This is a genomic window from uncultured Sneathiella sp. (genome assembly GCF_963976355.1).
Lineage (GTDB): Bacteria > Pseudomonadota > Alphaproteobacteria > Sneathiellales > Sneathiellaceae > Sneathiella.
Window position 1 is genome coordinate 432,761 of the sequence record NZ_CAXBKA010000002.1, and the last position, 12,296, is coordinate 445,056.

Genomic DNA, 12,296 nt, shown 5'->3' on the forward strand with positions numbered 1-12,296 from the left:
CGGGTATTCCGGGCGGGTGGCCAGTTTCACGCAGTGATTATACCACAGTTTTACAAAATACATCCGTTATTTCGCGTTTGCCCGCCTCACGGAATCGGCGACGCAATTTTTTTGAACTGAACTTTTTTCGGATCGCTCATCGTCCAGAGCTTTTCATTTCCTTTCCGACCGGCCGGATCCTCGGAATAGATTTCTTGCAGGCGGTCAAGGAAATACATTTTCTGGGGTGCCTTGTTCCTGACTTCGATCGTGCCCCGCAATGTGTAATCAAAAAACGGTGAGGTTTGGTTGAAGACGCGGTCCGAGACGTTGATTTTTCCCGGCTCACTGTTCGACTCCAGCCGCGCCGCCAAATTGACGACATCGCCCCAGATATCATAGGTAAACCGCTTGCGGCCGACCATGCCCGCAATGACCGGTCCGCTGTGGATACCGATGCGGAATTCAAAAAAGGGCAGCCGCAACTTCTGTCTTTCGGCTTTCAGTTTTGCCACCGCATTTTGCAGGGCCAGGGCGGCGAGGCAGGCTTTCAATGTATGGAGACGGTCAGTGGCCGGCACGCCTGCAACGGCCATATAGGCATCGCCGATGGTTTTGATTTTTTCAAGGTCAAATTGCGCCATCACCTCGTCGAATGCCGCGAAATAACTATTGAGCATGCCGATGAGCATGGCCGGCTCGGCTTTTTCCGCGAAGGCGGTAAATCCGACGACATCGGCGAAGAGAATGGTCGCATCATTGAAAAACCGCGGTGCGACCTTGTCATTTTCCATCAGTTCGCGGGCAATTGATTCTGGCAGTATTGTCGACAGCAGATTATCGGCCCGCGCCTTTTCCGACGCGAGCGCCGAATGGGCGGAATCGAGTTCGCGCATTGTCTCGTCAAGCTCGATGATCCGGCGGCGGTATTCCAGCTGCGCCATGGTCTGATGCGCGAGGCGGCGGATCGCTTCCTGGCATTCGAAGGAAAGTTCGCGAGGCTTGTAATCCATGACGCAAATGGTGCCGATGGCAAATCCGTCCGGCGTCACCAGCGGCATGGCGCAATAAAACCCGAGGAAGGGATCGCCAACGACAAAGGGGAAATCCTTGTAATAGTCGTCCTGTTTCAGATCGGGGACGAGCACCAACTCGGAGCCGCAGACGGTCACAGAACAGAAGGCGATCTCGCGCGGGCAACCTTCGAATTCCTCAGGCAGACCGTATTTCGACTTGAACCAGAAACGGTCGTCCTCGATAAAGCTGACATAGGAAACAGGGCAGTCGCATATCTGTGCGGCAAGCTGGCTGATTTCCTCAAAGGCCGTTTCTACCGGTGTATCCATTACACGGTAGGTGCGCAGGGCCTCATTGCGTTCCGCTTCGTTTTCTGGGGTCGGGTAGGTCAATATCAACGCCTCCTTTAATTCGGGATCCCCTTAAAAAATGAGCCCCGTAGCGCCAATCGCCCTCATTGCATGGTCACATCGTTTTTCATGCCGTTGTGGATGAAGACTACTTCTTTCTCGTCCTGCTGGCTAACATTAGTTTTAAGCGGGAGCGGAAAGACCCGGACACAATGGTAAAGCGATCCGACGGATCAATTCCGCTCCTGCCATTTGAGATGAAGCACGGCGATGAGGGAGATGATGGAGACCACGAGGATCAGGGTGAGAAAAGGGACGGCGCCCGATGTTTCGGTCACCAGCACGCCGGTCAGTGCCGTCAGCGCCCCGCCGGCGCCCACCGCCAGCGCCCCCATGAGCCCGACGGCGGACCCGGCGAGGTCCGGCCGGATCGACATCGCTCCTGCATTCGCGTTCGGCATGGTTAGGCCGTTGCCGACGCCGATCAGCATTAGCGGCCCGAACAGGGTATAGGCATTGCCCATTCCGGCGAGGAAGAAGATAAGGCTGGCGCTCGCCCCGATGACCGAGGAAAAACGTCCGGCGAGGATCAGGCTGGTCAGCGACACGCGATGGGCGAGGCGGCTGGAGGCAAAGGCGCTGCAGCTAAAGCCGATGGTGATCGTCCCCATGCAAACGCCGAGGAGGGCCGGGGACAGGCCGAGCATTACCACCGCGATTAACGGCACCCCGGCGGTAAAGATGTAAAAACCGCTGTTGGAGAAGGCCATGCAGACCGTAAAGCCCCAGTAGCGGGCGGATTTCAGAAGATCGGGATAGCCGCTGAACTGCTGGCGGAAACTTTCGCTGCGGGTCTTGTTGGTCTCGCCGAGATCAATCCAGCACAGCACCAGCGCGAAGGTGCCGAACAGGGTGTAGGTGATAAAGTTGGCGCGCCAGCCGAACAGCTCGTCCAGCAGGCCGCCGAGCATCGGCCCGAGCAGCGGCGCGACCGACATCGCCATGGTAATGAGGCTGATGCGCCGCGCCGCCTCTTTCGGCTCGGAGGTGTCGCGGACCACGGCAAGGGCAATGGCCCAACCGGCGATGACCACCCCCTGCAGTACCCGGAAGATCAGGAACACCCAGACATTCGCCGCCAGCGCGCAGACAAGCGAGGCGACGACGAACATCGACAGGGCCACGAGCATGACGGGCCGCCGCCCGAAGCGGTCAGAGAGCGGCCCGAGGATCATCATCAGCACCGCCGTGACCCCGAGATACCCCGCAATCGCTAGCGTCAGCAGGGCGTATTCCGCCTCGAAATCCTGCGCCATATTGGCAAGGGACGGCAGGAACATGTTCAGCGACAGGGTGGAGAGCGCCGTAAAGATAACCAGCGTGATCATCCGGGGCGGGGTGGTGGCGGCAAGGGGCATGTCGTTCTCGTTATTTTACTGCAAAAAAAAGCCCCCGAAGGATCGGAGGCGCATGGGGGTCCGTTTCGGCGTCCGTTACCGGCCCCCCCGCGCGTGTCCCATCACAATTACCAATGGCTTTTTCTGAAAACTTTTGATCATGGCGATAGGCTAGGTTCGGCGTGACGCCTAGTCAACCGAAAAGCAGCAGCGGCAAAGTTGCGCGAGAAGGCGCTTCCTCGTCGGGCGTGCTTTCCTTTGCCACCCCCTATGCGGCCCCGCCGGAATCGTTCCCGCCGTTTTACCGTTTTAACCGTCGTCGCTCAAGTCAAAGTAATCCATACCCGTATCTATGTTATTTTCATTATCGGGCTGCATGGAGCCATGCGAGTCTTCCTCTTCCTGCGAGTCTTTCTGGGAGTTAATCCGATCTGCCAGCGCTCTGAGAAAACTGTCAGTCGGATCATTCCTGTTTTTCTGGTTTCCTGTAATAGACGTAAAATATAAATATGGTGAAATATCTTTAATATCATTCATTTTAAAATATAAATTCATTCTTTCAATCAATTTTCCGAAATTAAGGCCATTTTCTTCTTTAAATATATTTTCAAAATTTTTGAGCGATTTATCGGCCACAATGTAATCGATAAAGATTTTATCGAGAAAATATGTGTCAAATGCAGAGAATTTTTCAAGTAAATGCTTGTTCAGGTAATTTGGTTTTGCATCTTTATTTTTGTCATATTTTGCATCGTTATCGTTATCGTTATCGTCTTCGTTGCTTTTAATATCTGAATCTTGCTTCATCAGAGATGTCATCAGATCTAAATCAGCCTCGTCCCAATTTTTATAGGATTTTGTAATAATGACTTTAGGATTTGTTAGATGCCGCTTTGCGAGGTCACGGACCGACCGGTTGCACACGATAATCTCGAATTTGTCCGTGTCGAATGAAAATTTTGGAGCTTGCTGCGAGAAAGCCGATTGCCAAAATCCGTTAATCGCCAGAATTCCAAATGTGGGATACTTCTTGGCAAAATAATCGACAAGGCCTTTGGAATCAGTCGGTATAACAACCATACCCAATTCTTTATCTTCCATAACCTTCGTAAATGTTGCGGTTTCTGTGCTGTCTGCGGCTCTGTATTCCCCGCTTCTATGCCTTGGATTATCGCCCTCGGAAACCAGGCACATGGCATATTTGTTTTCGTCATCCGTCATCTCGAATAAATGCGCGGATCCTATCGATATTACAATGACTTCTTTGGGTTCTACTGTCGCAATCGCGGCGTTGAGGGTTTTCCTGGTGAACTCATGATGGTCCCGGCCAAATGCAAATATCTTGTCAGAGTTATTGGTAAAGTACAGATATGCCTCGATATCTTCATACTCGTACAAATGCTGAGGAGTTTTCGGCTTGTCGTTATCGGAGGCGGTCGTTTTGTATTCTTGAATTATTTTGTTCCGGTACTGTGTGCTCTCGACTACATCATTCATGTCGGGGACTTTGTTGACGCATTCGAAATAGACGCCTTTCAAATTTATCTTTTCACTGTCGCAGAGGGCCTGAATCAGCGAAACAGGTAATTGTGTATCCCTGTCAGTTTCGAGATGGGATTCGCCGTAAAATATAACACGGATATCGTTATCGAGTATGAAGTCGACAACCTTTTCCTGAAATTCCTTTGTTTCCTGGACCGGGGTGTGCTGGTTTTTCTGATCCGACATGGGGGCTCCGTCATTCTGATTGAAGGTTATCAGCTAAGACGCGCGCTTGCCGGGCTTGTGAACGGACGAGTTTTCCTGAACCTTAGTGCAACGGCTACGCCTGCTCTGGCGGGCGCGTGGCAAGCCCCCGCGCGAGAAAGATATCCGCATCGCCTGCGAAGACGATCTTCACGAAGCTTCCCGAAATACCACTTAGCACCGATCTCTCCTCACATGATCAGGAATACCGGTCTCATAGCCAGAAAACCATGGCGGCGCAACTGGGGGATTGCAGGGCGCAACGGAGGCGGATAAGCTGCCCGGACATTTTCAAGGATAGCGACCATGATAAGCGAATTGCATCTTCCCCTGATCCTGATTGCCGCGTTTGTTGCGATTGCAAGCCCGGGACCGGCGACGCTGGCCATTGCCGGCACCTCGATGAATGCCGGGCGCGGACATGGCCTCGCGGTGGCGGCAGGGGTGATGACGGGCTCGCTGTTCTGGTCCTCGGCGGCGGCATTCGGCCTCGGCGCGATCATGCTCGCCAATGCCTGGGCGTTCGAGGTGATCCGCTATATCGGCGCCGGTTATCTCCTCTATCTTGCGGTCAAGTCGGCGCGCGCGGCATTGTCGCGGGCGCCAATGGCGCAAAGCCGCCTGACGGTCACCAGCTATGGCGCCGCCTACCGGCGCGGGCTCACATTGCATCTGACCAATCCGAAGGCGGTGCTGTTTTTCGGCTCGCTCTATTCCGTGGGCGTTCCGGCCCAGGTGCCGCCTGCGGCGTTGCTGGTGATCATCGGCTCCGTGGCCCTGCTCGGCGCCGTTATCTTCTTCGGCTATGCGCTGATCTTCTCAAGCGCGCCGATGGTCGCGGCCTACACCCGCCTGCGCCGCTGGTTCGAAGGGGTTTTTGCGGTGGTCTTCGCCTTTGCCGGGTTCAAGATCCTCACCGCCCGGCTCGGCGGATAGCACGCGGCCCTATTTCTTCTTTTTCTTGGCCTTGGCTTTCTTGGAAGGTTTAGCGTCCTTCTTCGCCTTCACATCCTTTTTGGCGTCCTTCTTTGATTTCTTGGACTTCTTGTCCTTGTCGGCCTTCTTGGATTTTTCAGCCTTTTTCGCCTTGGCGGGCTTGGCGTTCTTTTTCTTGTCTTTCTTTGCCTTCTCGGCCTTTTTCTTGTCGGCTTTTATCGTTGCATCGGGAGCTTCCGGGGCGGCTGCGGCCGGAACCGGTGCCTTGACCGGCGCCGCGGCAATGTCGGAGACAGGGGCCGGGACGAGGGCCGCCTTTGCCGCCTGGATCAATTGTTCAGCGCGGGCCTCGCCGATACCGGAGACGGTGAGAAGCACCGCAATCTCGGCCTTCGCGAGCTGCTCGGCGGTGGTAATGCCCTTTTCGGTAAGACCGGTGCCCGTGGTCGGGCCGATCCCCTTCACATCAAATATCGTCAGCATGTCAGCTATCCTTGAACCGGAGTGAAAAAGGCTGGCGCGGTGCCAGCCTTGTCAATTGCGTGGGCGATCAGGCCGCTTTCTTGAGCGCCTTCTTCGCTTTTTTCAGCTTGCCTTCCTGCTTGGCGACTTTTGCTTTGCGGAGTTTGACTTCCTTCTTCAGGTCCTTGAGTTTTGCTTTCTTGGCCATGAATATGCCTCCTTCATTGTCATAATCGGTTTATGCGGGAGCGTCAGGCATTTTCCTGGCGGGCGTGCTGCTGAAGAAAGTCGCGGATGAACCGGCGGACCTCGCGGGCGGCGCTGGTATCCAACTCGTCACATAGCTCGACGAAGCGGTCCCGTTCCTTGCCCTTTATGCGAATGATCAACTGGCTGTCTTTCCGTTCCTTTTTCTTCTGCTTCTTCTCTGCCGCCATTGCGTCACAACTCCACTGCATCTTCCGACTATACAAAATGCATATCACATGTATATACATTTTATGTTACAGTTTTGTGACAGTTGGGGCAAGGTAATTCAACGATACCGCGTGACGGGCGGCGGCTATTTGTAGATCAGCGTGCCGTCATCAAGATCGGCGGTGCCCAGCGTTTCCTTGTCGGCATAATAGTCCTGCGTATGCACCCAGGGGTCCTTGTCGCCCTGTTTGGGCATGATCGCGAGGGCCCGGGTGATATAGCCCGCATTGAAGTTCTCAGGGTCAACAAAGGGTTTTTCGGGCATATCGCGGTCTTCCTCCCGGAGTTCCGGCACCACCATTTTCGCGCCTTTCTGCGCCATATGCTTCATCAGGCGGCAGACAAATTCCGCCACCATGTCCGAACGCATGGTCCAGCTTGTGCGCAGGTAGCCGAAGACCCAGGCCATGTTCGGAATGCCGGAGAACATGATCGCCCGATGCGACCAACAGTCGCCGAAATTGAGCGGCTTGCCGTCGATGGTGAAGTCGATATCGCCGAGCGCGCTCATATTGAAGCCGGTGGCCGAGACGATGATGTCGGCTTTCAGCTCCTTGCCGGATTTGAGCAGGATGCCGGTTTCCGTGAAATGATCGATCTGGTCGGTGATGACCGAGGCATCGCCCTTGCGGATCGCCTGAAACAAATCCCCGTCGGGTACGAAGGCGAGACGCTGCCGCCACGGGCGGTAGGTTGGGGTGAAATGCGGATCGACCGGCACGCTGTCACCAAGATACATCCTGGCGCCTTTGATTAGTTCCTCGCGCAGGCCCTCCGGCTCCTCGAATGAGCGGCGGGTAATCTCCTTCTGGTCAAAGAGGACCTTGCGCCGCGCAATCTCATGCACCCATTCGTCGGGCACGTCGAGCTCGCGTAATGTCTCGGCCAGCTCGTCGCGATTGGCGCGGGCGGAGAAATAGGTGGGGGAGCGTTGCAGCATGGTGATATGACCGGCCGTGCCCGCCATCGCCGGGATCAGGGTTGCCGCCGTTGCGCCGGAGCCGATAACGACAACCTCCTTACCCGTGTAATCGAGATCCTCGGGCCATGTCTGCGGATGGACGATCTCGCCCTTGAAATCCTCCATGCCCGGATAGTCGGGCATATAGCCCTCGCTATGGCGGTAATACCCCTGGCACATCCAGAGGAAGTTGCAGGCATAGGTTTCAAGCGCGCCGGTGTCCTTGTTGCGGACGCTCAATGTCCATTGTTTCTCCTCGCTCGACCAGCGGGCGCTCTCGACCTGATGGGAGAAGCGGATATGGCGGCGCAGGTCATTCTCATCGAGGCTTTCATCGAGATAGCGGAGAATCTTGTCCGCCGTGGCGATCGGGTCGTCTTTCCAGGGCTTCCATTTGAACCCGAAGGTGAAGAGATCGCTGTCGGAGCGGATGCCCGGATATTTATGGGTCGCCCAGGTGCCGCCGAAGGTATCCTGCGTCTCAAGGATCGTGAAGCTCTTGTTCGGGCAGAGCTTTTGCAGATGATAGGCGGCATCGATGCCCGAAATCCCCGCGCCGATGATCAGCACGTCAAAATACAGGGTTTCCGTTGCCGTATCCGGGGTGTTGTCGACCGCCACATCCATGGGTTCGTCCTCCTGATCGCCTTTGGCGTTATTGTTCTTAAATAGAGCATAGCCATCTTCGGGCAACGCGCAATAGTAGATTGCGCATCGGGCCTCTGAAATTTTACGGCGCCCACACGGTCCCTAACAGTTGCAAAATAAATTGTTTCCACACAATAATACGGAACCAACCATAAACCGACTTACGAACGGGAGAGCGACATGGCAGGAAAGTTTGAACTGTACAAGGACAATGGCGGTGAATTCCGGTTTCGCCTGAAAGCGGGCAATGGAGAGATTGTCGGTACCTCTGAAGGGTACAAGGCCAAGGCTAGTGCGGAAAACGGTATTGAATCAGTGAAGAAGAATGCCTCCGATGATGGCCGGTACGAGTTCAAGGAAGGCAAGAACGGTAAATGGTATTTCAACCTGAAGGCCTCTAACGGTCAGGTCATCCTCTCCAGCCAGGGTTATGCGAGCGAGAGCGGCGCGAAGGAGGGGACGGGAGCCGTCGCCCGCGCAACCGATGGCGCCAAGACCGACGACCAGACCTGATATTACCTATCCTTTTACGGGAGAGGGCCGGGGCCTTCTTCCGAGGATAAAATACGCATGAGTGGGCTCTGTTCACGACCCGGACGCCAGCAGCGTCTTGACGGGAAAGAAGGAGCCCGTCATGCAACAAAAAAATACTCACCTTTTATGCGCCGCCGCTTTTCTCGGCGTCAGTATCCTCACTCCGATGTCGGCTCTCGCTGCATCGCTCTACAAGATTACCCTGCTCGGGACATTCGGTGGGGATACCAGCTCGGCGATCACGGCGAATAATGCCGGACAGGTCGCGGGATATGGCGAAACCGCCGAGGGCAACAACCACGCCTTTGTCTATGACGGCGAGCTAAAAGACCTCGGGACGCTCGGCGGGGAGTCCAGCGCCGCCTACAGCATCAATGAAAAGGGTCAGCTCACCGGGAACAGCCTGACGGCGGACGGTCAAACCCGCGCCTTCCTCTATAGTGACGGGAAGATGACGAATATCGGCACGCTCGGTGGCGGGTTCAGCGCAGGCTGGGGCATCAATAACGATGGCGCCATCGTCGGCAACAGCACCGTTACGCCGGACGGCCCGTCGGTCACCTTCCTCTATAAGGACGGGGTCATGACCAATATCGGCACGCTCGGCGGTGAATATGGCAATGGCGAGAGTATCAACAACAAGGGACAGATCGCCGGAGATGCCGACACTGCCGCAGGCGACTATCATGCCTTTGTGAATGAGAAGGGCGTGAGCAAGGATATCGGCACGCTCGGCGGGCGTATAAGCGAATCACGAGAGATCAATGACAAGGGCTGGGTCACCGGCTACAGCCTGACGGAGAGCGGCGACATTCATGCCTTTCTCTATAACGGCGATGCGATGATCGATATTGGAACGCTCGGCGGCAGCTATAGCAACGGGGAGGGGATCAGCAGCACGAACCAGATCGTCGGCTACAGCAGCGATGCGACGGGTCAGGATCTGGCCTTTTACTGGGACGAGCAGGGCGGGATGATCGACCTCAACAGTCTGATCAGCCCCTATGATCCCCTGAAAGATGTCGTGCAGCTTCAATATGCCTACGGGATCAGCCCGGACGGGCGGCATATTGTCGGTCAGGCGCTGGTGGACGGGAATCTGCAGGCTTACCAGATTTCGGCGGTGCCGCTGCCGGCGGCGGTCTGGGTTTTCGGCGCGGCGCTCGGCGGGCTGGGATACATCGCCCGCCGGCGGAAAAAGCAGCAAGGCTGATCTGTCGCGCGGCCGGTAAAGAAACGCCGGAGACCCCGAAGCGGAGCCTCCGGCATATATTCTACATATCGATGGCCTGGATCACCTCGACAGTGCCGCCGTCATCCATCATCGGGCAGCCCTTTGCGATCTCGAGCGCGGCGTCCATATCCGGTGCGTCGATCAGGCTGTAGCCCGAAAGCGGATTGCTGCCGCCATGATCGAGGACGCCATCGGCGGTGACGGTCTTGGATTTGCCGACGGGATTGCCCGGATCGATAAAGTCCTTTTCATGCTTCGTCATCCAGGCGCCCCAGGCGGCCATGGCCTTCTGCATTGCTTCCTCGGTTTCCGGTTGCTTGCCGCCGTGATAGGCGAAGACGAATTTAGGCATCAGTTTTCCTCCTGTTAAAATAGCCTCAATTGGCGATACGTTCGAGTTTTCTGAGCGCCGAGGTCCAGCCCTCGGTATGTCCGGCGGCGGCCTCGTCGTCCGACAGCCCGGTATGGATCAGGCGAAAGCGCGTGCCGCCCTGTCCGTCCGGCGACACCTCGAAGCGGACCCGGCTTTCATGGCCGCGTGCATCGTTCTCGTCATGCCAGGCCCAGGTAAGTTCCACGGAACGGGGCGGATCGACGGCGACAACCTCGCCGGTGACCTTGTATCGCTCTCCCTCCGCATTGACCATGACCGAGGACCAGGAGCCAGGGCGGGTGAGATCGAGGCTGTATTCCGGCACGGTCATGCCCTCCGGTCCCCACCATTGCAGTAGCTTTGCCTCCTCCGTGATGAAGGCATAGACGGTTTTCGGATCGGCGGAAAAAGTCCGCTCCAAGGTCAGCTCGCTCATGTGTTCCTCTTCTCCTTGTCAAGGGCCATGGCCAGCCGGTCGAGGCTGCCTTCCCAGAACTCGCGATAGGTCATGGTCCAGTTGCTGATGGCTTTCATGGTTTCGGGATGGACGGAATAGAGGCGGCGCTGGGCATCGATGCGCTGGTCGACCACGCCGGCCTGGCGCAGGATTCTCAAATGCCGTGAAATGGCGGGCGGGGAAAGGTCGGCAACATCGTGCAGATCCCCGGCGGAAAGTTCCCCTTCCTTGAGGAGCCGCTCGACAATGGCGAAGCGCGTCGGCTCACCAAGGGCGGCAAAGGTGTCTGAGAGTTCGTTGAACATGGAAGCCCCTTTATATTAACTAATATGTTAATTAACATAATACGAAAATAAAAAGAGTCAACCGGATTAAATGGTCAAAGGGAGGAAATGTGCTGAAGTATTTCTTCAGACGATATTTAAGTAAAAATAAAATAATATTTAAATAAATAAAATATAACTGGAAATATTATAGTAATTTAATAAATAAAACATTCTCTGTTTGTTTAATTATTTTTATTGGGAATTTAACATGGCAATAATTTATGGAACTGATGATACCCTCTACGCGGCGACGGGAACGCCGGATCTTTATGGTGATGAACATGATATTGTAAGTGGCGATTATGCTGGTGGCGACGACAGCCTTTATGGCGACAGCCAGTCAAACGGGCTCTATGGCGACGCTTTTAATATGTATAACACCACCAACTATATCAGCCTCATTGGCGGCGATGATCTACTGGATGGCGCAGATGGCGATGACCGGCTGTATGGCGATCTTCGCACGGCCTATAATCACAGCATCGTCACTGGCGGCGCGGACCTTCTCATTGGCGGTAACGGCAATGACTATATTGTTGGCGACATCTATATCGCCGATGACAATGCATCGGTGACCGGCGGCAGCGATACGATCGATGGCGGTAACGACGACGACGAACTGCATGGCGATGCCAATTGGGTGCAGGATTATGCGACATTGGCGGGCGCGGCTGACGATATCAGCGGCGGTGCCGGAAATGATGATATTTATGGGGATGCCCGCTTTGTCTCCGGCTATGCCATCCTTACCGGTGGTGATGATGTGCTCGAAGGGGCCTCCGGGAATGACGTCATCAGCGGTGATGCCTACAGCGTATGGGGCGCCGCCAATGTCGAAGGAGGTAATGACCGTCTCGATGGAAATGCCGGTGACGATATCCTATACGGAGATGTCGCCGTGAACACGGGTTCGGGAGTCGTGACCGGCGGCGACGATACCCTGCGTGGTGGGCAGGGCAATGACGAGTTGCATGGCAATGGCGGGGATGATGTCCTGCGCGGTGGTCGCGATGATGATGAATTGCACGGCGATGAAGGAGATGACCGGCTTTTCGGCGGCAACGGAGCCGACAGCTTCGTCTATTCCGGTGTTGCGCCGGATGCGGGCGGCGTCCTCGCAATCACCGAGGGTCATGACCGTATCAATGACTTCGATGCATCCGAGGGCGATGTGATTGATCTTGATGGTATTTTTGATGCGCTTGGTATCACCGCATCGGCGGATCGCGCTAACATGGTCAATCTTGAGGAAGAGGGGAACAATACCATTCTTTCGATTGCGGATCAGCAGGATTTTTCCGTCACTCTCGCTAATGCCAGCCTTGGAAATACCGAAGGCGGGCTGACGGATGCGGAGCTTCAGGGGCTCGGGATTGCAGTCAGTGACGTGAGCTAGAAT

The 12,296-nt window shown here is 55.5% G+C and carries 13 protein-coding genes; 4 read left to right on the top strand and 9 right to left on the bottom strand.

What is annotated here, in order from left to right; all coding sequences use genetic code 11:
• Positions 1-86: 86 nt before the first annotated feature.
• The 3 genes from AAC599_RS05815 to AAC599_RS05825 form a co-directional block, all read right to left on the bottom strand.
• On the bottom strand, positions 87-1,388 hold the full coding sequence (locus AAC599_RS05815) for an adenylate/guanylate cyclase domain-containing protein (protein ID WP_340149462.1): 1,302 nt from the start codon (positions 1,386-1,388) through the stop codon (positions 87-89).
• 191 nt (positions 1,389-1,579) lie between these two features.
• On the bottom strand, positions 1,580-2,764 hold the full coding sequence (locus AAC599_RS05820) for a Bcr/CflA family efflux MFS transporter (RefSeq protein WP_340149463.1): 1,185 nt from the start codon (positions 2,762-2,764) through the stop codon (positions 1,580-1,582).
• Positions 2,765-3,052: 288 nt separating this feature from the next.
• Positions 3,053-4,471, bottom strand: a complete 1,419-nt coding sequence (locus AAC599_RS05825) for a hypothetical protein (protein WP_340149464.1) — start codon at positions 4,469-4,471, stop codon at positions 3,053-3,055.
• A 324-nt stretch (positions 4,472-4,795) separates the two neighbouring features.
• Between AAC599_RS05825 and AAC599_RS05830 the strand changes: the two genes are divergently transcribed.
• A complete protein-coding gene (locus tag AAC599_RS05830; protein ID WP_340149465.1) occupies positions 4,796-5,425 on the top strand; it encodes a LysE family translocator in 630 nt (209 codons plus the stop codon).
• 9 nt (positions 5,426-5,434) lie between these two features.
• Here AAC599_RS05830 and AAC599_RS05835 read toward each other — a convergent pair whose 3' ends face one another.
• The 3 genes from AAC599_RS05835 to AAC599_RS05845 all read right to left on the bottom strand — a co-directional run bounded on the left by AAC599_RS05835 (position 5,435) and on the right by AAC599_RS05845 (position 7,952).
• Positions 5,435-5,908: a helix-hairpin-helix domain-containing protein gene (locus tag AAC599_RS05835; protein ID WP_340149466.1), complete on the bottom strand. Its 474-nt coding sequence runs from the start codon at positions 5,906-5,908 to the stop codon at positions 5,435-5,437.
• 230 nt (positions 5,909-6,138) lie between these two features.
• Positions 6,139-6,324, bottom strand: coding sequence for a hypothetical protein (locus AAC599_RS05840; RefSeq protein ID WP_340149467.1), 186 nt, complete (start codon positions 6,322-6,324; stop codon positions 6,139-6,141).
• Positions 6,325-6,449: 125 nt separating this feature from the next.
• Positions 6,450-7,952, bottom strand: coding sequence for an NAD(P)/FAD-dependent oxidoreductase (locus tag AAC599_RS05845; RefSeq protein ID WP_340149468.1), 1,503 nt, complete (start codon positions 7,950-7,952; stop codon positions 6,450-6,452).
• 201 nt (positions 7,953-8,153) lie between these two features.
• Here AAC599_RS05845 and AAC599_RS05850 point away from each other — a divergent pair, with 201 nt between their 5' ends.
• Positions 8,154-8,486 (top strand): YegP family protein, encoded by a 333-nt coding sequence (locus AAC599_RS05850; protein ID WP_340149469.1) that lies wholly within the window; start codon positions 8,154-8,156, stop codon positions 8,484-8,486.
• Between the two features lie 121 nt (positions 8,487-8,607).
• Positions 8,608-9,720, top strand: coding sequence for a VPLPA-CTERM sorting domain-containing protein (locus AAC599_RS05855; RefSeq protein ID WP_340149470.1), 1,113 nt, complete (start codon positions 8,608-8,610; stop codon positions 9,718-9,720).
• A gap of 61 nt (positions 9,721-9,781) precedes the next feature.
• On the opposite strand, the gene AAC599_RS05860 is transcribed toward AAC599_RS05855, so the two are convergent.
• Genes AAC599_RS05860 through AAC599_RS05870 form a run of 3 tightly spaced genes read right to left on the bottom strand, consistent with a single transcriptional unit; the run spans position 9,782 to position 10,876 of the window.
• The gene (locus AAC599_RS05860; RefSeq protein ID WP_293962562.1) at positions 9,782-10,093 is read right to left on the bottom strand and encodes a YciI family protein; all 312 of its coding nucleotides are present in this window, start codon (positions 10,091-10,093) and stop codon (positions 9,782-9,784) included.
• 25 nt (positions 10,094-10,118) lie between these two features.
• The gene (locus AAC599_RS05865) at positions 10,119-10,550 is read right to left on the bottom strand and encodes an SRPBCC domain-containing protein (protein WP_340149471.1); all 432 of its coding nucleotides are present in this window, start codon (positions 10,548-10,550) and stop codon (positions 10,119-10,121) included.
• A complete protein-coding gene (locus AAC599_RS05870) occupies positions 10,547-10,876 on the bottom strand; it encodes a metalloregulator ArsR/SmtB family transcription factor (RefSeq protein ID WP_340149472.1) in 330 nt (109 codons plus the stop codon). Before AAC599_RS05870 ends, AAC599_RS05865 begins: the two co-directional genes overlap by 4 nt.
• A 229-nt stretch (positions 10,877-11,105) precedes the next feature.
• Here AAC599_RS05870 and AAC599_RS05875 point away from each other — a divergent pair, with 229 nt between their 5' ends.
• The gene (locus AAC599_RS05875; protein WP_340149473.1) at positions 11,106-12,293 is read left to right on the top strand and encodes a calcium-binding protein; all 1,188 of its coding nucleotides are present in this window, start codon (positions 11,106-11,108) and stop codon (positions 12,291-12,293) included.
• Positions 12,294-12,296: the final 3 nt, after the last annotated feature.

Bases quoted from the DNA above. Each gene is read 5' to 3' on its own strand.
- AAC599_RS05820 (WP_340149463.1), bottom strand. From the start codon at position 2,764: ATGCCCCTTGCCGCCACCACCCCGCCCCGGATGATCACGCTGGTTATC.
- AAC599_RS05825 (WP_340149464.1), bottom strand. From the start codon at position 4,471: ATGTCGGATCAGAAAAACCAGCACACCCCGGTCCAGGAAACAAAGGAA.
- AAC599_RS05830 (WP_340149465.1), top strand. From the start codon at position 4,796: ATGATAAGCGAATTGCATCTTCCCCTGATCCTGATTGCCGCGTTTGTT.
- AAC599_RS05835 (WP_340149466.1), bottom strand. From the start codon at position 5,908: ATGCTGACGATATTTGATGTGAAGGGGATCGGCCCGACCACGGGCACC.
- AAC599_RS05840 (WP_340149467.1), bottom strand. From the start codon at position 6,324: ATGGCGGCAGAGAAGAAGCAGAAGAAAAAGGAACGGAAAGACAGCCAG.
- AAC599_RS05845 (WP_340149468.1), bottom strand. From the start codon at position 7,952: ATGGATGTGGCGGTCGACAACACCCCGGATACGGCAACGGAAACCCTG.
- AAC599_RS05850 (WP_340149469.1), top strand. From the start codon at position 8,154: ATGGCAGGAAAGTTTGAACTGTACAAGGACAATGGCGGTGAATTCCGG.
- AAC599_RS05855 (WP_340149470.1), top strand. From the start codon at position 8,608: ATGCAACAAAAAAATACTCACCTTTTATGCGCCGCCGCTTTTCTCGGC.
- AAC599_RS05860 (WP_293962562.1), bottom strand. From the start codon at position 10,093: ATGCCTAAATTCGTCTTCGCCTATCACGGCGGCAAGCAACCGGAAACC.
- AAC599_RS05865 (WP_340149471.1), bottom strand. From the start codon at position 10,550: ATGAGCGAGCTGACCTTGGAGCGGACTTTTTCCGCCGATCCGAAAACC.
- AAC599_RS05870 (WP_340149472.1), bottom strand. From the start codon at position 10,876: ATGTTCAACGAACTCTCAGACACCTTTGCCGCCCTTGGTGAGCCGACG.
- AAC599_RS05875 (WP_340149473.1), top strand. From the start codon at position 11,106: ATGGCAATAATTTATGGAACTGATGATACCCTCTACGCGGCGACGGGA.